Genomic DNA, 19966 nt, shown 5'->3' with positions numbered 1-19966 from the left:
AGAGGAATTGCCACAAGATACGATAAGCTAAAACGTAACTATCAAAGCGCTGTTGCTTTAGCTTGTATATTTATATGGTTGCCTCTTTAGCTCAATTTATCGGCTGTAAATGTCAACACACCCTATTTATCCGAAGAAATTAACCCGTCCAGTTCTTACATCATACACTGCACCAACAATCGCCACTTTACCTTCTTGCACCAATTGCTGTAGCACTTCACTATTTTGCAAAATATAGCGGATGTTGTAATGCACATTCATTTGCGTCACTTGCTCTAAAAATGCCGGACTCAGCGTTTGTGGTTGCATCAATTCGGCAACACGCGATACAGACTCATTGAGTGGCCCCAGCACATATTGAATATGCGGCATACGCGTCAGGCTCTGTATCGATTGACCAGCTAAATACAACTGACAAGCACTGCTAACCGCACCACAGTCCGTATGACCAAGCACTACGATCACTTTGGCGCCTTTGGCTTCGCAGGCAAATTCCAATGAACCCAAAACTTTTTGCCCCGCGACATTCCCCGCTATGCGCAAACTAAATAAATCACCAATTCCAACATCAAAAATCATTTCAGTCGGCGCACGAGAATCCATACAACCTAACACTGCCGCAATCGGATGCTGCCCTTCTTCTGCGGTCACCCGCAGTTGACGATAGATATCTCGTTGCAAACGCTCATTTTGTACAAAACGTTTATTGCCTGCTTTGAGCAAAGCGAGCACGGCCTCTGGCGTCAAACGTTGCTGTAAAGCTGCGGTACTGATATCTATATCTAATGCCGCCTCCTGCGCATCGGCATAGTGTGCCTTGAAACCAATCAACTGTACTTGCACTTTACGCTGCACAGCCTTTTCCTGTTGGTACTCTTGAATGAGTTGGAAAATATCAGCATCCATATCACTCACATGTGTGGCATCAATCACCACTTGTTCACCGCGATGGATATGTTCCAATGCCGAGATTAATGCCGACCGGTTGAGAAAACTGACTTGTGAAGGCAATTCAATCCGTGTAATCACCCCATGTAAATGATGCTCTTTATACACCTTCAGCCCCTTATTAAAATTGGCGTATAAAATGAAGGCCGCACTACTGGCTAAACCAATCAAGATTCCGAGCAATAAGTCTGTGAATAAAATCGCCAATAAGGTAATAATAAAAGGAATAAATTGTTTCCAACCTTTTAAATACAGCTGTTTAAACAATTTGGGATGTGTCAGTTTAAAACCTGTGAGGATTAAAATTGCAGCTAATGCTGAAAGCGGAATCATGTTCATCAAAGGCACTAAACACAGCACGGCAAACAAGAGCAACACGCCATGAAAGATAGCAGAACATTTACTTTTAACTCCGGCACTGGCATTGACCGAACTACGGACAATTACTGAAGTTAGCGGCATCCCGCCTATAGCGCCCGAAACGACATTACCGATGCCTTGCGCCCATAACTCTCGATTGGGGGGGTGAAGAGCGCTTATGCGGATCTAATTTATCTGCTGCTTCTAAATTTAATAAAGTTTCTAATGACGCCACAACCGCCAAAGTGATAGCACCCGTGTAAATCAGTGGATTATTTAAAGCGGTCCAATCTGGAAAGATCATCACATTTTGTAGTTGATCCCAAAGATTTGGAAGTTGGATGAGGTTCGATGGATGAACTGCATAAGACGAACCACTGAGTACCAACACAGCATTGCACAGTGCAGCGAGGACAACAGCAACTAAAGCAGAAGGCAGAACCCACTTTTTGCATGGGCTCTGCTCCCATAGCAACATCAGCACAAGGCTACCGATACCGATCAGAACGGCACCGATATCCCATTGCAAATCGAGCGGCTGTGACTGCCACAGCACAGACCATGAAAATTGGTTCAAGCCAAATAGATAAGGTATTTGACTCCCAATCAAGATCAGTCCGATGGCTGCCAATAAACCCAATATGACATTGTTTGGAATAAAGTTGGCAAAGAAACCGAGCCGAAATATGCCAAATCCAATATGTAAGATACCGGCAAAAACAATACACAATAAAAAGGCGGCATAGTTGCCGCCGAGTAGTTCAAGCTGTACCAAAATGACTGCTGTTAAACCTGCTGCTGGCCCTGCAACACTGATATGTGAGCCACTCAATGCTCCGACTAAAATACCACCGACAATGCCGGCAATAATGCCAGAGAGAATCGGTGCGCCAGAAGCCAATGCAATGCCTAGGCATAGCGGTAAAGCTACGAGAAATACCACTGTTCCAGATAAAAAGTCGTGAATATGAAATCGATGTCGTTCAATTTTAGATGTCATCATTTTACCGTTTATAATAAATATCAAATAATTAGATGTAAGTATGTAAAGCCTAAAGTTTGTGACCACTTTATGGCGTGACTTATATTGTCTGACAATCGAACGATTCTATAGTGTGTTTTGATACGTGATTTGTGTGATTTTTACACTTTATTGCGAAGTTTAAGATTCAGCTCATTTATCTTTGATAGGCCTTAAAAGAAATAAAAAAACCTCCCAAATGGGAGGTTTTTTATAGCGTATTGAAACCACATTGCTTCAAAAAATTATACGTCGAATCATAATATTTCTTGGGACGAGTCCAGTCACTGTCATCTACAGATGGTATATACAACACCATACCTTGTCGCGCCCGAGTCAGTAGCACTCGATATGCATTTAACAGGTATTTCTGCTTTTCAGTTTGCCTTATATTTTGCCATCGACTACCTTTAAAGGCTTGAAATTGCCAATCTTGATCAAAATAAAAATTAATATCCCATGCCACGCAACTGTAATCTATTTCCAAGCCTTGCACATCAAACTCAGTTGCAATATCTTCCAAATAATACGCAGAACGTACATCTGTATTTGAATTCAAAAACCAATCTGCAGGTGTTATTTTATTCTTTACATCAATACCTTCGGCTTTTAAACGTCTGGCACCCGAACTAGCAATAACCCCAAAGCGCTCTGAACCCTTAGCCTTTCTTTTTAACCACTGTTTAGCAACATTAAAATCACGACAAAGCAGAATAGGATAATCTTGGGACATCATATGGTAAGTTTCTTTCGCGGACTTTGCATCACCATCTAATACATGTTGAATCAAATGTGAAACTTGTTCGCTGCGAAATGACCGGACAGAAACAGCAAGATGTAAATCTTCCTCATTTTTTCCATTTTTTTGAACCCAGAATTGTTGTTTAGGATCAGTTAAATAGACTTTATCCTGCAAAATTTTGTTAGAAAAGTAGATCTTCCATTTCGGGTATTTATGTTCTAATGCTGATAGCCATTCAGAAACACCTGCTTCTCCAGTGTTAATCTCCTGCCCACCACCAATCAGGCAAACAACGACACACCAATCAGCGTGGCGATCCATAACACTAATGAGAAACTCTGGTTCAGACATCGAAAAATTATCAATACCTTTTTTCTGTTTCATAAAGTTTGAAACCTGATCCTTTTGCCAGGCCCTTTGAGCTTCATCAAAAATAACGACTTTTTCGATTGGCACCTCATTTGATTTCAAATAATGATCTCTAAAATGATGAATATTTTGTATAAAGGCTTTGGCTTCACGTTCTGCCTCAGATCGCGTCTTTTTTTCTGTTTGTTGCTTAGCAAGTTCCACGGTATTTCGAACCAATGCTTCACGTAAAACATCAACTAAAGGACCATTCCCAGATAAAAATACAGAATGTTCTTGTTCATTTGTTTTTAAACGCTGGTTCGCAATATTAAGACCGGCCAATGTCTTTCCTGCACCAGGTACACCCGTTAAAAAACAAATCGTTTTTTTATTTGTTAATTTTGCATCTTCAATAATTTGTTCGATTTTTTTCGAAGTGATCGCTAAATTTTTTGCACCGGCATCACTTCTAGAAATTTCATCCACTGTATGACCTTGATATAACGCCTGAGCTGCTTCAATAATTGTGGGTGTTGGTTTATATCGAGACTCAACCCACTGTTTGATATTAAGTTGCGTAAGACCTGCAAATTGATCAAGCGCTTGTTCGATTACAATCCGTAAATTATGGGTGTTACAGCATAAAGTATCTTGATAAGTGGATACCGCTGACCATGACTGTTCACAACTTTGAGCTTGGGTTGAAATTAAAAGTGGTATGACCTTTTGCTGATGACTACCTTCATGAAAATTCAACAAATCCAAACAATAATCTATGACCTGAGTCTTAGCATATTGTGGGTAACTCTTTTCACCTACTTTAAATTCAATAACAAAAATTAAATTACGTATCAAAAGAATGTTATCTACGCGCTTACCCATCCGTGGAATAGAGAATTCAAAAAAGATTTCTCCCTCATCTAAAAAATCCAACTGTTGTTTTAAAATCTCAATTTGTTTTAACCAAGCGTTCTTTTGTAAATCTTCCAATGCAAATTCATGCTGTAGTGCCAAAGCCCCCATAATTTCTTGTTCATTTGTATGTATGAATTGTTGCACTGAACCCTGATAATAACTACGTAACATTATGGTCTTCTAAGTTTATTTAAGCTTTGATTGTTTTAATCTTATATAAAAAAACCTCCCAAATGGGAGGTTTTTTTAACAGTTAAAGATTACTTCGAACCTTTAATCCCTGCTTGTAATAACAACGCACCTAAACCACCAATTTTATTTTCTTGTGGTTTCGCTGCTTGAGGTTTTTTATGACCTTGTGGGCGGTCGCCTTGCGGACGGGCATGCTGTGGACGTTTCGCATGTGGCTTACGCTCACCACGTTGTTCTTGCTGCGCATTGTCACGACGTGGTTGACGTTGTGGTTTCGCTGCAGCAGCACCTTCTGCACGCATAGACAAGTTGACACGGTTACGTTCAACATCGACATTTAGTACACGAACTTGAACGATTTGACCTGGTTTCACGACTTTGTGCGGATCTGCAACAAATTCATTTGCAAGTTCAGAAATATGCACTAAACCGTCTTGGTGTACACCCACATCCACGAATGCACCGAAGTTCGTCACATTCGTAACCACACCTTCAAGCTGTAAGCCTTCAGTCAATTGACCAACTTCAGTGATGTCTTCACGGAATTTAGCCGTGCGGAACTCTGGACGCGGGTCACGACCTGGTTTCTCAAGTTCAGATAAAACGTCCTGAATCGTTGGCAAACCAAATTGATCATTTACAAATGCTGCTGCATCGACCTGACGAATAATTTCAGTATTACCAATAATATCTTTGACTGTGGTTGCTTTCGCTGCCACAATTTTTTCTACTAAACCATAAGATTCAGGGTGAACTGCAGATGCATCCAATGGTTCAGAACCATCCTGAATACGTAAGAAACCTGCTGCTTGTTCAAAGGTCCGCTCGCCTAAACGAGGTACTTTCTTCAAACTTTGACGGTTATCAAAACGACCATTTTCTTTGCGGAATTCAACGATTTGCTGTGCAATCGATTTGTTTAGACCCGCGATATAACCCAAAATAGCAGATGATGCTGTGTTGACATCGACACCTACTGAGTTCACACAGTCTTCCACAACCGCTTCTAGCGTTTTTGCCAAACCGGTTTGGTTCACATCATGTTGATATTGACCCACACCAATCGATTTCGGATCAATTTTCACAAGCTCCGCCAATGGATCTTGTAAACGACGTGCAATCGACACAGCACCGCGAATTGAAACATCCAACTCTGGAAGCTCTTGTGACGCCAATTCAGATGCAGAGTAAACCGACGCACCTGCTTCAGATACTGACACACGAATCAAGTTCAAGTCTGTATTTGCTGCCATCATTTCAGCCACAACAGCTTCAGTTTCACGGCTTGCAGTACCATTACCAATCGCAATTAATTCAACATTGAATTCGCGGCAAAGGCGCGCAAGTTCAGCAACTGAACCAGCTTTGTCTTCTTTCGGAGCAAATGGGTAAATCGTGCTGTGTGCAAGAACATCACCTGATGCATTGACAACAGCCAATTTCACACCCGTACGGATGCCAGGGTCTACACCCAATGTGCAACGTGCGCCTGCAGGAGCAGAAAGTAATAAATGACGTAGGTTTTCAGCAAAGACATCCATCGCTTCAGCTTCAGCAGCCAAACGTTTTTCAGTCAATAATGAATGTTCAATCGCAGGACGAACTTTACCGAGCCAGAATAATTTTGCAGTTTGTTTTAAGAAATCTGCACGTGCTTGTGGTTGTGCTGTTTCTAAATTGTATTCAGTATCAATACGAGCCAATGGTGCATCATCTTCACCATCGACTTTTAAGCCCAAGACATTTTCTTGACGGCCACGGAGCATCGCCAATAAACGGTGTGAAGGGACTTTATTTAAGCTTTCAGAGAAATCAAAGTAATCACGGAATTTTTTACCGACTTCTTTTTTCTCATCGCTTGCAACTAAACTTTTCAACACTGCAGTTTTCGCAAATGTCGCTTTTAGCTCAGTAGTTAATGCAATATTTTGTGCCCAGTCATCAATTAAAATGTGTTGAATCGCATCTAATTGGCTTTCAACATCAGCATAATCTTCATGACTAAAACCAACTAAAGCTTCGGTTGGGTCTACCGCTTCATTAAAGATTTTTTCAGCGATTGGGCCTAAACCCGCTTCTTTTGCTTTAAATGATTTACTGGTACGTTTTGGACGATACGGCGCGTAAATCTCTTCTAAAGCATTTTTAGTTTCTGCTGCATTCACGCGAGCAAGTAAGTCATCAGATAACTTGTTTTGTTCTTTTAGAGATTCGATTACCTTTTCACGGCGCTCAAATAAATCACGCAGGTAAGTCAGACGTGTATCGAGCTGACGTAATTGAGTATCGTCCAGACCTTGCGTCACTTCTTTACGGTAACGTGCGATAAATGGAACACTGGCACCTTCATCAATGAGCTTGATGGCAGCTTCAATTTGATTTGGACGTACGGCAATTTCTTTTGCCAACTGCTGAACTAAGTCAGTCATCGTATTAGATCCCTGCAAGGATAAGTTCTAAAAGCCATGATTATAAAGACCAAGACCATAAAATCCACAATTGTTTTTATAAATTTATTCGTGGTTTTTAATGCCAATTCATCTCAAATACACATTTTTTTACGAAACTGACTATGAAACAACAAATTAGCGAGACTTAGACAAGCAAACTGATTCGAACAACATGTATACATTTGGTATCTATGTCTTGATTTTAACTGCAATATTTGTTGCTTTAGAGCATAGTAAATTTATATAAATGAATCGTATACTCAAGTGAAATCGACTTTTTGTTTACGATGACAATAAAGAATAAGGAGCACGTCATGAGTTTAGTTGTACCTGCTGAAAAAACAGATGCCGTACAAGCCGAAACCGACCGAGTCGAACGCATTCTGGTTGTCGATGATGATGTGCGTCTACGCACCCTCTTACAACGCTTCCTAGAAGATAAAGGTTTTGTTGTCAAAACCGCACATGATGCGACTCAGATGGATCGTCTGTTGCAGCGGGAACTCTTTTCCCTGATTGTGCTCGACTTTATGTTGCCTGTTGAAGATGGCTTGAGTATTTGCCGCCGTCTGCGCCAATCTAGCATCGACACCCCGATCATTATGCTGACCGCTCGTGGTAGCGATTCAGACCGTATTGCTGGACTTGAAGCCGGTGCAGATGACTATTTACCAAAACCATTTAACCCGAATGAGCTATTAGCTCGTATTCGTGCAGTACTACGTCGCCAAGTGCGTGAAGTTCCGGGCGCACCAAGCCAACAAATGGAAGTGGTGTCTTTTGGTCCTTGGTCACTCGACCTATCTACACGTACCTTAACCCGTGAAGGTCAAGTCGTCACATTAACAACGGGTGAATTTGCCGTACTCAAAGCATTAGTTCAACACCCACGTGAACCACTGACACGCGACAAGTTAATGAATCTTGCTCGTGGTCGTGAATGGGGTGCTATGGAACGTTCAATTGACGTTCAGGTTTCTCGCCTACGTCGTTTGGTTGAAGAAAACCCAGCACGTGCGCGCTATATTCAAACCGTTTGGGGCGTAGGTTATGTCTTTGTTCCAGATGGTGCTGAATAAGCCATAAAATAAGACCTGAGAATCGAGTCACCGTACCTCATGTCCGGAAATACCATTCGCTGCTGTCTGAGCCACTTGAAATTGAATGAATAAAAGTAATGTGTGCGAGTTCAGCGAATGGCAAAAATTTTGGTTACTTTTTTAAAAAGTAACATAACGAACTCCTCCCGAAGAACGTTCCAGCAGTAAGATTCCATCGCAAAGAATAAAAACTGCCTTTCAAAAAATTTGCTTAAAGGATTCTGCGTGAAACTCGAACCCATCGACCCACAGGAATTTACCGACTACGTTACCTACTCCGAAAAAAAACGGACACCTTGGGAACGCTTCCTCGATAAAATCAAACCCCGCTCTGCAGCCATGCGGACCACCGTATTGGTCTTATTTGTGGTGTTTTTTAGCCTGTTTATGTCCTTATGGTTCTTTTGGCGCACACTCTATTTACCCGAAATTCAACAACATGCTCGTTACCTCGCGGTCGAACTTGAAATCATTAACAATCCTGATTTACGGATTTTTCATAACAATGCCGAAGTAGATGTCGACGACTGGATGCGCAACCGTGTCGGGATCGAATATGTGACCGATCCGAAAGAATTCCCCAATGTCAAAGACAAAGTGATTGCAGAGTTCTTTACCAATCAAATTGAAAAGAAACTGGCCAAAGAAATGCGCATTGATAATGCGACCGTGTATTTCCAATTTAAACCTGACCCACGCATCTGGATTCAAACTCCAGAAATGAATGGAAACTGGGTTCGCGAGCCTTTAAAAACCTATGCCAACTATAGCGCAGAGCTGATTTTAGGTTGGTTATTGGGTATTCCGCTGATTGCTGGCATCATTATCTTAACCTTGGTTCGTCAGCTCAACCGTCCACTAAAACGTTTACAAGATGCGGCAAACAACTATAGTAAACACGGCACTGCACCTTATTTAGAAACCAACCATGGGCCACAAGAAATCCGTGAAGTAAACCAAGCCTTTAACCACATGGTCTACACGCTGGAACAAACTGAACGTGATCGTCGTATCATGTTGGCCGGTATTTCCCACGATTTGCGTACTCCGCTGACCCGTATTCGACTCAGCGCAGAAATGATGCCTGATGATGACTTCCTAAAAGAAGGTCTGATTTACGATGTTGAAGATATGGATGCGATTCTGAATCAGTTCATTTCGTATATGCGAGATGGTTCAGATGAAGTTCCGCAAGATACTGATTTAAATGCGCTATTGCAGGAATTAGTGATTCAATTTAAACCTTTAGATATTCGCTTTGAACCTCAAGACTTACCGATTATTCAAGCACGTAGCCTGTCCTTAAAACGATTAATAGGCAACTTAATCAATAACTCAAAACGCTATGGTGCCGAGCCGATTGAACTGTCTACCGAATATGAAGGTGACCATATTCAAATTCGCGTTGCCGATAATGGCGAAGGGATTCCTGAAGACCAAATTGAAGACCTGATGCAACCTTTTGTACGTGGTAATGATGCACGTACCATTCAAGGCAGTGGACTCGGTTTAGCCATTGTAAAACGTATTGTGGATATTCACGAAGGTCAACTTTCAATTCACAATCGAGCAGAAGGTGGACTCGAAGCGATCATTTCTTTACCACTGCAAAAACTCGAAAATGATGAAATATTAAACAACAGCCCATTGGAAAAAATTAAGCAAAGTTTAACTGAACGCTTTTAACAAGCGTTCAAAAAAGCAACGAACAGTTTTGTTTAAGCTTTAACCATTGATATTTTTAACCTTATTATTCAGTGGCTTAAAAATCATAATAAAATCTTATACCCACATTTTTTCAAAAAATTAGACCTTAGCCTAACAGGTATGCAAAATGGCTTTTTTGATCGGTACAATCCGTATCAGTTTTGAGAATTTCACGAGAGTATATGATGTCTTTAGATCGCATCCGTTTAGCTGCCCTTCACGACAAAGTTATCAGCGCAGAAAAAGCTGCTGAATTCATTCAGGATGGTATGACGGTAGGTATGAGTGGTTTCACACGCGCAGGTGAAGCGAAAGCTGTACCTTTAGCGTTGGTTCAACAGGCTCATGCTAATCCTCTTAAAATTACCCTAATTACTGGCGCGAGCTTGGGTAACGATTTGGACAAAAAATTGACTGAAGCAGGTGTTCTTGCTCGTCGTTTACCGTTCCAAGTAGACAACACATTACGTAAAGCCATCAATAAAGGCGAAGTGATGTTCATCGATCAGCATTTGTCTGAAACAGTTGAACAAATGCGTAACCTTCAGCTTAAAAAGCCTGATGTGGCAATTATTGAAGCTGTTGCGATCACTGAAGATGGTGGCATCATTCCTACAACGTCTGTAGGTAACTCTGCAAGCTTCGCAATTTTTGCTGAAAAAGTGATTGTTGAAATCAACACCAACTTAAGCCCAGCATTCGAAGGCTTACACGATATTTATATCCCAACATATCGTCCAACACGTCAAGCGATTCCATTGACTCATGTTGACGAACGTATTGGTACACATGCAATCAACATCGATCCTTCAAAAATCGTAGGTATCGTATTTAACAACGAATTGCATGACTCTCCATCTACAGTGACTGCACCTGATGATGAAACTCAAGGTATTGCTAACCACCTTATCGCTTTCTTTGAAAAAGAAGTAGAAGAAGGTCGTTTACCGAAAAACCTTGGTCCATTACAAGCAGGTATCGGTTCAATTGCAAACGCAGTATTGACTGGTCTTAAAGATTCGAACTTTGAAGACTTGATCATGTACTCTGAAGTACTTCAAGACTGTACATTTGAATTGATCGACGCAGGCAAAATGAAATTTGCTTCAGGTTCTTCTATTACGCTTTCTGCTAAATATGGCGAAAAAGTATTTAATAACCTTGAACAATACAAAGACAAACTTGTATTACGTCCACAAGAAATTTCTAACCATCCAGAACTTGTACGTCGTTTAGGTATCATCGGTATCAACACTGCGCTTGAGTTTGATATCTACGGTAACGTGAACTCAACTCACGTTTGCGGTACAAAAATGATGAACGGTATCGGTGGTTCAGGTGACTTCGCACGTAATGCACACTTGGCGATCTTCGTGACTAAATCAATTGCAAAAGGCGGCGACATTTCTTCTGTTGTTCCATTTGCTTCTCACATTGACCATGCTGAACACGACGTTGACATCTTAGTTACTGAACAAGGTCTTGCTGACTTACGTGGTCTTGCTCCACGTGAACGTGCTCGTGCAGTAATCGACAACTGTGCTCACCCTATGTACCGTGATGCGCTAAATGATTACTTCGACCGTGCATGTGCGAAAGGTGGTCAAACACCTCACCTTCTACGTGAAGCATTGTCTTGGCACATCAACTTCGAAGAGAACGGCTACATGTTAGCTGCTCAACCTGAAGTGAAAACTGCTTAATTGACAGTGAATAAAAAAACGCTCTTCGGAGCGTTTTTTTATGGCTTTTATTTTTCAATATGACTTATCAAGTCTGCAAAACTCGACTAATCTAGATTGGTCAAAATACATGCTAAAACAAAAATTATGTTTATTATCCGCCCCTATCTCGAATCTGATTTAGATGATGTGATTGCACTTTGGGAACTGTGTGATCTGACCCGTTCATGGAATAACCCTGAAATTGATATATTTCGAAAATTGGCTCAACGTGATCAATTATTTTTATTGGCTGTCAAAGATGATCAATTGATCGCAACTGTGATGGGTGGCTATGATGGACATCGAGGCTGGGTCAATTATCTCGCCGTACATCCACATTTTCAGCGAAATGGTGTCGCTACTGCCCTCATTCAGCAATTAGAAAAACGCTTAATTGCTTTAGGCTGTCCAAAACTTCAATTACTGATTCGCGAAGACAACATTGACGTACAAAATTTTTATGAACAATTGGGCTATGAAGAGGTTGAAGTGATTTGTTTGGGTAAACGTTTAATCACGGATTAGTGGCCAGACAAATCTTCGGTCAAGCCTTGTATCAACATCAAAAAAATTCGACATTGCGCCATCGAAACAAAAATGGATTGCATTGCTTGGCTTTAAATTTTAGGATTTGCCCCCATCATTTTCCCAGAACATAGAAAAGAGATTTCCCATGCGTGTAGATATCTGGTCAGACGTGGTTTGCCCATTTTGTTATATTGCGAAAAAACGCCTTGAAGCTGCTGCCGAAGAATCGGGTGTAGAACTTGAAGTGTTTTGGCATAGCTATCAACTTGATGCAGATGCGCCCGCTCGCCTAGAAATTTCCAATACTGAACGTCTGGCTCAAAAATATGGCCGTAGTATTGAAGAAGTTGAAGAAATGCAGCGCAATATTGCCGAAATGGCAAAAGCTGAAGGTATTGAATTTAACTGGCAAAAAGCCAATTCAGGCAATACTTTCAACGCGCACCGCTTGATTCATCTTGCACAAAGCAAAGGTCTCGGTAGTGAAGCCAAAGAAGCGTTCTTCTATAGCTATATGACGCAAGGCTTGGCCATTGGTGAACGTGAAACCATAGAAGATGTTGCATCTCGTATTGGTCTAAACCCTGTTGAAGTTGATGACTTATTAGACTCAGATGAATTTGCCGATTTCGTTAAATACGACGAAGAAGTAGCACGCGACCAACTTAAAGTCACCGGTGTACCGTTTTTTGTCTTTGAGCAACGTATTGCATTAGCTGGCGCTCAACCGAAAGACGTGTTTAAACAAGTGATGGACAAAGCTGCGGAACTTCCTGAACTTGCTCCTACACCTGTATGTAATGATGAAAGCTGTGAAACGCCTGAAAAATAATTCAGCGTGTTCAAACAAAAATCCCCGAACTTCGGGGATTTTTTATGATCAGTTTTTAACATCAATAAAATGAAACTTATTCCACCAAGAAGCTGATTTTTAAGTTCACTCGATATTCTGCAATTTTATTGTCTTTCACCACGACTTTTTGTTCATTAATCCATGCACCCTGAACGTTTTTCACAGTTTCAGTGACTTTATTAATTCCCGTTTGAATTGCATCTTCAAAACTTTTTGTGCTACTTGCATTTACTTCAACGACTTTAGCAACAGACATTGTATTTATCCTCATTGTTATGATTTTGAATCTTCATCATATGATTAAGTCGCTTATTTTGGTTATTTTTTAAACATCAAAACAGCAAAATATTACATGTCTTACACAGGAGTGAATTCCACTTCGAGGGATTACAAACTGACCATCATTTATTACATGCTTTCTGTTTAAGCTGCGGTCGCTTCCGATTAGGCTAAAAGCTTCATTCTTCTAATGATCATGCTCGGGAGTAATGTCATGACAATTGAACCTCAAGTAACTTCTGCTGAAACCGATCTATCTACCAATACAACCCCTCAAGCAACCGCCAACGAGTCGCAAACAGGGAAGAATAGCTTTCTCTCGCGTTTTTCTCCGACCCTCAAAGGTGCTGCGATCGGTGCTGTTGCAGGCAGTATTTTGCCCGTTTTTGGCACGATCAGCGGTGCCATTATTGGTGGTATCGCAGGCAAAGTCTATGAAAAGAAATGTGCCAAACATTCATAGATTTTTCATCTTTATCTGAGTGATACAACGCTGTCACTCAGCCACCAAAAGCTCTAGAGCAATAACTCTAATAGATTGTTTTATATAAATATTAATTCATACCGTTTATCTTGCGTTGCCGAATCGATCATTTTTAATTGATTATTTTTTGATATTATTTTCACATAAATTCAAGTGATTAATTTTCTCCCTGACTCATTTTTTGAGTCACTAATGATTGATAGGAATACACAAATGAACGCAATCAAATATGCTATGGCTGTTGCTGTGATGGCGCTTTCTGCAACTGTTTCTGCACAAATCGTTTATGTACCAGATTTTCCAGTAAAAAAAGCTGTGACTGCTGAAACTGCCAATGCAGATAACAAAGCACCTGCTGCAGATACAACTAAAGTTGTAACAAACACAGAAAAAAAAGCATAATTTTTAGCTGATTTTTCCATAAAAAACCGATGGCTCCCACCATCGGTTTTTTATTTTATGTGCCTTTACTTTGGGCTTTATTCTTTACTTAACATTAAAAATGAACATCTAAAAGCGCTCGATCGCTGATGATGACTTCAAAAAAATTGATCAAACCATACCGCTATATCTTTTGCAAAACCTATCTTTAAGCTAATGATTTGGTATTATTTTTAAACAAAATGCGCATTAATTGTCATATTTAACGCTTAATTTGTAGAAGCTGACATTTATTTCCATGTTTTTTTTAATGAAATCTCTATAATCAAATGAACTAATCGACTTCTTTATTTTTAAATTTACATTGTCCTATGCAAGAACTTCAGGCACTGATACAAGGAAAAATTTCACCGCAGGTCATAGATATTGAGCACCTGATTGAATTGGCCAATACATATCGAAACCCGAATTCGGCTGAATATAAATTAGTAGAACTTGCAACCAATATTGTATTGGCTAAATATTTAGAAAAAGCACAAAAAGTCCTTTAGGAAGTGGACAAATGAATTTACAAGACAAAGTACAATTAATAAAAGAAATCCATGTACTGACCCATCAACTTGAACATCGTGCTTTGAGTTTTTATGAAACTGCGCTTTCTAAACGTCGGATTCATGAAATTTTTGCCTTATGCGATGAACCGATTTTTCAAAAGCAAATATTAAGTTATCGTGCATTAACTAAGCCACAAATGGCTGCCACTGAATTTTCCAAACAAACGCCATATTCATTGTTATTTCGTGGCTATTTTAACCATGATGCTGCACTTGAAAATGCTTTATATCAATATCCAGAGATGGGTTGGGCCTTGCTGCATGACCATGAATTAGGTTGGCAAGTGTGGATGATTCCAGCCAAACAGCGCACGGCTTTACTCAGTGAATGGGGCAATTTTAACGAATGCTATGATTGGTTAATTGAACAACAACAGCTATATAAATGTTTAATCAGTGATACCGATCTAAGTCTACATACCTTACGCCTAAAGGATGAAATCATTACAGCGCCAAGCTGTGTTGCCGCAAGTGTGGACGACCTACTGCCAATTGAAGCGATAAATAAAGACGGTTCTGTCGATCTAGATCATTGCGATAAGCAAATCAATGAAGCGGATACGTTGCTTGATAACTCAAATACAAATAAACCGGAGCTTTCTGCACCTGATACCGTTCCTCTTGTTCTAATTGAGCAGCCAACACATGCGCCATCGGAGGAACATCTCAACTCGACAATGGCAGGCGTTGAACTTCCTGAACAGGTTCAAATCGCTCAATATGCCGCTCGCGTTCAAACGCTGCAAAACATCGATGCGCAATTGGCCTTGTATGAATTGCAGTTTATAGATCAGCCTGAACTCACAACGCAACTTGATGTTCTATTGCATACGACAGATGGTACAGATTGGAAAAACCAGCCACTGTATTTAGCAGAGCAAATCAATACCGAAGGTCGCTTCATCAAATATCTCTTGTTGTTTGGTGCTCAAACGCAAATGGAAGCCATTCGACTCTCTCAGCTGTTTTGCCAACAACATCAACATGAACTTGCTGCGATTAAAGTCATGACATGGGACAATCTAGAGCAACTCTGTGCTGCACCTGATCAGCTCTATCAACAGTCTCAGCATGCTGAAATGATTTGGTCGCAAAACGACTATTATCCATTTATCCCGGCACAGTTAATTCATACGCAAAAATTCATTCATTTTGATGAACCTGAACCGACGCTACATACCCCGCTGTTATTATTACAAGAACGTCAAAAAATACGTTTAATCCACGGTCAAAAACGCCTGACTCTATCGCGTACTGAACAAGCCCTTCCCTATTTGATCCTCCATCGACAGCAAGGTTTAAATTGGCAAAGCATCCAAAATGTGATCCAACAATTGCCTCAACCCATTGATGTGATTTCGCTTTATCAAGCACTTAAGCAAATGACCGAAGATTAATTGCATTTATTTTGTAGTTTGGCTTGCATTTATCCGATAAAAATAACAAAACTACAGATGCAGGATACTCAGATGATAATTAAATAGAGCCAAAACATATGCATAAAAAACAACAGTACTTTATTCGGACTTTGCTTTTTTCCGCATCAATGAGCTTGATGTATCAAGTTGCTTGGGCCAATGAAACTGATGCTGTCGTCAATGAAACTGAGGGTGAACATTCGCAGGATGTGCCTGCAACCGAGCAAAGTTCACCGTATATCATGCCAAAGACCTATGATTTTTTAGATCAAATTCCACGTTGGATTGATACAACACCGACCTTCTTACCTGAACAATCAGATCACCCCATTGTTCCGACAACAGAACAAACGGAAAATAATAGCTGGACCGATCGACAACAGAAGAAAGTCCGAAATTGGGCAGATCGAACTGCCGTTCGCATGGATAACTGGTTTGGGCAAAGTGAGCCAGAAAAGCCTGCCAATGCAACCCTACGGGTCATTTTAGATAACAGTTGGGATAAGCATGACGGTTACGAAATTAAGCCACGTATACGAGGAAAAATTAGACTCCCGACCTTGGAGAAAAAGTTAAGCGTCGTGTTTGGTGATGACTCTTTGGATAATGAGCTTGAAAATAATGCCGCGATTACCAATGAAAACCCTGCGGGGCGTAGTGATAAAAATTATGACAATAAGCAAACCCGTGAAGATAACAGTTCGCTCGCGTTACGTTGGTCAGAAATTTCAGATCGACTGCCCTTCGAAACTGACGTTGATCTCGGTTTACGTTCTGGTGATGACCTATATGTCCGCTTAAAAGCAGCTAAAAAATGGCAACTCGACAATGATTACAGTTTTTTAGCCGAACAAATTTATCGTTATGGTATCGATAGTGAAAATTATCTAAGAACCAATTTAGAATTAACCCATGCTCGTCCAGGCCAACCCTTTATCTCAAACCAATTCAACCTGACCTATGCAGATGCACAGGATGATGATCTGAAATGGGATAACTTCAGTTACCGCCAACACCAATTTTTTAAAGGTAACCGATTCAACTACGGCCTATATACAGGTGGTTTTTACAATAACGATCAACTGCGTTTAAACAGTTGGGGACCCTATGTATCATGGCGACAGCCCTTTCTGCGCGAATGGTTTTATATCCAAGGTGATCTCAACTACCTCAACAACCATCGTGACGATAAAAGCCACTTTGTGGGCGCCTTAGTGCGCCTTGAAGCCTTGTTCTAGAACCCGCTATTTCACAGCGAATAAAAAGCCCATCTCGACAGGATGGGTTTTTTTTAAATAACTCAGCTTCAATTTTTCTTAATCACACGTACACGATCATTACGTACAATACTCGGCTGTTTTTCAGCGACTTTTTTCACTTTAGGAAAACTATACTGAACACGATCATTTCGTATCACACGGCGACTATCTACAAAAGGATTAATATCATATTGTGCGATTTGTTTTGAAACCTGCACACGGTCATTACGCACCATTTTTTGCTTAGCGCTATCTGCCTGAGCAGATTGCATGAGACCCATAGAGAGCAGCGAGCCCATTGCAGCGATCACTAAAATTTTCATCTTAAGATTCCCAATACTTAATGATCGTTATTATAGATTAATTATTTATTTTTAATCTATTTAAAAGATTAAAACATGGACGTTTTTATTCATGTGCTCTATCGAAAAACCAAATAAAAAACCTCCCGAAGGAGGTTCATTTCATATCTACCGTTACTTCAGCAATAAGCTGTTAATCCGTTTAATGTATTGGGCAGGATCTTCGGGTAAACTGCCTTCAGCAATCAACGCCTGATCAAAAATAACATTTGCTAAGTCATCAAACTGCACCGAACTTTCTAATTTTTGTACCAACGGATGGGATGGATTGATTTCCAAGACTGGTTTTGACTCGGGAACCGCTTGTCCTGCTTGTTTTAGCATACGGACCAGTTGCGGTGATAACTCACCCTCAGCCACCACCAAACACGCAGGAGAGTCCACTAAACGTGTTGTTACACGCACTTCAGAGGTCTTATCTTTTAACGCATCCGACAGTTTTTCAACAACAGGTTTAAACTGCTCAGCAGCTTCCTCAAGTGCTTTCTTCTCTTCAGCATCTTGTAGATCACCCAAATCAACTGCACCTTTCGATACATTCTGTAATGGTGTTCCATCAAACTCAAAAACAAATTCCATCGCCCACTCATCCACTCGTTCAGTCATGAGCAGCACTTCGATACCTTTTTTCTTGAACAATTCAAGTTGTGGTGAGTTTTTCGCAGCATTTAAACTATCAGCAGTCACATAGTAAATTGCCTTTTGGCCTTCTTTCATATTGGCTTTATAGTCTGCAAATGATGTTTTCACTTCATCATTATTTGACGAAGCAAAGCGTAATAATTTTAGAATACGCTCACGATTCGCCATGTCTTCGCCTAAGCCTTCTTTTAAGACTGAACCAAACTCAGCGTAGAATTTTGCAAACTTTTCTTGATCAGCAACATCTTCAGATTTCGCCAAACCATCTAGCACCGTTAAAATACGGCGGGCGTTACCTTCACGAATCGTTTTAACGTCGCGACTTTCTTGTAATAATTCACGGCTTACATTAAGTGGTAAGTCTGCGCTATCAACCACACCTTGAACAAAACGTAAATAATTTGGAATCAAATTATCCGCATCATCCATGATAAATACACGTTTCACATACAGCTTAATTCCTGCTTTAGCTTCACGTGTGAAAATATTGCTTGGTGCGCGAGATGGAATATAAAGTAACTGTGTATATTCCGTACTTCCCTCTACACGGTTGTGTGTCCATGCAAGCGGGGCTTCAAAATCATGGCTCAGGTTTTTATAAAACTCAGTATATTGTTCTTCACTGATCTCATTTTTATTACGCGTCCATAATGCACTTGCTGAGTTAATCGCTTCCCACTCATCCGTCAGTACATATTGACCAGGTTTTGCTTCTTCGCCTTCGGCAGCTTCCTCTTGTTGCCAAACTTCTTTCTGCATCTCAATTGGCAAACTAATATGATCAGAGTATTTATTAATAATCTGCTTAACTTTGTAACGATCTAAATAATCTAAAGCATCCTCGCGTAAATGCAAAATGATGTCGGTTCCACGTGAAGCCTTATCAATTGGCTCTACATCAAACTCACCTGTACCATTACTAACCCAACGTACCCCTTCAGCGGCATTTACCCCAGCACGACGTGATTCCACTGTAATTTTTTCAGCAACAATAAAACCTGAATAGAAGCCCACACCAAATTGACCAATCAATTGTGCATCTGACTTTTGATCACCCGTAAGCTTCGACATAAAATCTTTAGTGCCAGACTTAGCAATCGTACCCAAATGATCAATCGCTTCTTGTTGTGTCATACCAATACCATTATCCGAAATGGTAATTGTCTTCTGCTCTTTATTTAAATGAATACGCACATGTAAATCTGGATCATTTTCATAATATTCAGGATGGTTAATCCCTTCAAAACGTAATTTATCGCAGGCATCAGATGCGTTTGATACCAACTCACGAAGGAAAATTTCAGGATTTGAATATAAAGAATGTGTTACTAAATGCAGTAACTGAGCCACTTCCGCTTGGAAGCTATGTTTTTGAGATTGTTGTTCGCTCATCAGTCTCTCCGTTCATACTGAGTAAAATTATCAATTGCCTATATGAATGGAGGGACTTCACTATTTTTCAATAGTGTGAATGGAAAATTTTTATTCTATCGCACTAAATTTTAAGGTTTGACATACTCCCACCACCAAGCTAAGAGCTATGGTGGGGGAATCTTTGCGACCCATGCAATCTTAGAGATTGCACCTTTCGATACCGCACTGCGCTGACAGTATGGCGGTACAGGAACTCTTTATA

The 19966-nt window shown here is 40.4% G+C and carries 15 protein-coding genes and 2 pseudogenes; 11 read left to right on the top strand and 6 right to left on the bottom strand.

Annotated elements, in window-relative coordinates:
• Positions 1 to 90 (top strand): annotated as a pseudogene (locus FTU83_RS14860) (IS5/IS1182 family transposase); the annotation flags it as partial.
• Between the two features lie 36 nt (positions 91 to 126).
• On the opposite strand, the pseudogene FTU83_RS14855 reads toward FTU83_RS14860, so the two are convergent.
• From FTU83_RS14855 to FTU83_RS14845, 3 genes and pseudogenes are all read right to left on the bottom strand, one after another.
• A pseudogene (locus tag FTU83_RS14855) lies at positions 127 to 2308 on the bottom strand (SulP family inorganic anion transporter).
• 232 nt (positions 2309 to 2540) lie between these two features.
• Positions 2541 to 4508 carry a DUF2075 domain-containing protein gene (locus FTU83_RS14850; protein WP_180048785.1) on the bottom strand — a complete coding sequence of 656 codons (1968 nt, stop codon included), beginning with the start codon at positions 4506 to 4508 and terminating at the stop codon, positions 2541 to 2543.
• Positions 4509 to 4597: 89 nt separating this feature from the next.
• Entirely contained in the window at positions 4598 to 6958 is a 2361-nt protein-coding gene (locus FTU83_RS14845; RefSeq protein ID WP_180107098.1) for a Tex family protein, read from the bottom strand.
• Between the two features lie 335 nt (positions 6959 to 7293).
• On the opposite strand from FTU83_RS14845, the gene ompR reads away from it, so the two are divergent.
• From ompR to FTU83_RS14820, 5 genes are all read left to right on the top strand, one after another.
• Complete coding sequence (gene ompR / locus FTU83_RS14840; RefSeq protein ID WP_078189809.1) at positions 7294 to 8058, top strand: two-component system response regulator OmpR; 765 nt, start codon at positions 7294 to 7296, stop codon at positions 8056 to 8058.
• Positions 8059 to 8304: 246 nt separating this feature from the next.
• Positions 8305 to 9765 carry an ATP-binding protein gene (locus FTU83_RS14835; protein ID WP_111885830.1) on the top strand — a complete coding sequence of 487 codons (1461 nt, stop codon included), beginning with the start codon at positions 8305 to 8307 and terminating at the stop codon, positions 9763 to 9765.
• A 206-nt stretch (positions 9766 to 9971) separates the two neighbouring features.
• On the top strand, positions 9972 to 11489 hold the full coding sequence (locus FTU83_RS14830) for an acetyl-CoA hydrolase/transferase family protein (RefSeq protein ID WP_180002958.1): 1518 nt from the start codon (positions 9972 to 9974) through the stop codon (positions 11487 to 11489).
• 126 nt (positions 11490 to 11615) lie between these two features.
• Positions 11616 to 12035, top strand: a complete 420-nt coding sequence (locus tag FTU83_RS14825) for a GNAT family acetyltransferase (protein ID WP_180107100.1) — start codon at positions 11616 to 11618, stop codon at positions 12033 to 12035.
• A gap of 148 nt (positions 12036 to 12183) precedes the next feature.
• Positions 12184 to 12870 (top strand): DsbA family protein, encoded by a 687-nt coding sequence (locus FTU83_RS14820; protein WP_078189812.1) that lies wholly within the window; start codon positions 12184 to 12186, stop codon positions 12868 to 12870.
• 76 nt (positions 12871 to 12946) lie between these two features.
• Here FTU83_RS14820 and FTU83_RS14815 read toward each other — a convergent pair whose 3' ends face one another.
• A complete protein-coding gene (locus tag FTU83_RS14815) occupies positions 12947 to 13147 on the bottom strand; it encodes a dodecin family protein (protein WP_067761311.1) in 201 nt (66 codons plus the stop codon).
• A 237-nt stretch (positions 13148 to 13384) separates the two neighbouring features.
• Here FTU83_RS14815 and FTU83_RS14810 point away from each other — a divergent pair, with 237 nt between their 5' ends.
• The 5 genes from FTU83_RS14810 (at position 13385) to FTU83_RS14790 (ending at position 17305) form a co-directional block, all read left to right on the top strand.
• Positions 13385 to 13633 (top strand): glycine zipper domain-containing protein, encoded by a 249-nt coding sequence (locus FTU83_RS14810; RefSeq protein ID WP_218945835.1) that lies wholly within the window; start codon positions 13385 to 13387, stop codon positions 13631 to 13633.
• Between the two features lie 234 nt (positions 13634 to 13867).
• Positions 13868 to 14056 carry a hypothetical protein gene (locus FTU83_RS14805; protein WP_180010237.1) on the top strand — a complete coding sequence of 63 codons (189 nt, stop codon included), beginning with the start codon at positions 13868 to 13870 and terminating at the stop codon, positions 14054 to 14056.
• Positions 14057 to 14406: 350 nt separating this feature from the next.
• Positions 14407 to 14586, top strand: coding sequence for a hypothetical protein (locus FTU83_RS14800; protein ID WP_180007056.1), 180 nt, complete (start codon positions 14407 to 14409; stop codon positions 14584 to 14586).
• Positions 14587 to 14597: 11 nt separating this feature from the next.
• Entirely contained in the window at positions 14598 to 16046 is a 1449-nt protein-coding gene (locus FTU83_RS14795) for a hypothetical protein (protein WP_180107102.1), read from the top strand.
• A 98-nt stretch (positions 16047 to 16144) separates the two neighbouring features.
• Positions 16145 to 17305, top strand: coding sequence for a hypothetical protein (locus FTU83_RS14790; RefSeq protein ID WP_180107104.1), 1161 nt, complete (start codon positions 16145 to 16147; stop codon positions 17303 to 17305).
• Positions 17306 to 17373: 68 nt separating this feature from the next.
• Here the strand turns inward: FTU83_RS14790 and FTU83_RS14785 are convergent, their stop codons facing one another.
• Together FTU83_RS14785 and htpG are read right to left on the bottom strand one after the other, a co-directional pair.
• Positions 17374 to 17649, bottom strand: a complete 276-nt coding sequence (locus FTU83_RS14785) for a hypothetical protein (RefSeq protein ID WP_180007052.1) — start codon at positions 17647 to 17649, stop codon at positions 17374 to 17376.
• A gap of 153 nt (positions 17650 to 17802) precedes the next feature.
• Positions 17803 to 19722, bottom strand: a complete 1920-nt coding sequence (gene htpG / locus FTU83_RS14780; RefSeq protein WP_180107106.1) for a molecular chaperone HtpG — start codon at positions 19720 to 19722, stop codon at positions 17803 to 17805.
• Between the last annotated feature and the right edge of the window lie 244 nt (positions 19723 to 19966).

Source organism: Acinetobacter sp. YH12152, from assembly GCF_013418285.1.
Classification (GTDB): Bacteria; Pseudomonadota; Gammaproteobacteria; order Pseudomonadales; family Moraxellaceae; genus Acinetobacter; species Acinetobacter amyesii.
This window is presented reverse-complemented; position numbering and strand designations above follow the sequence as displayed.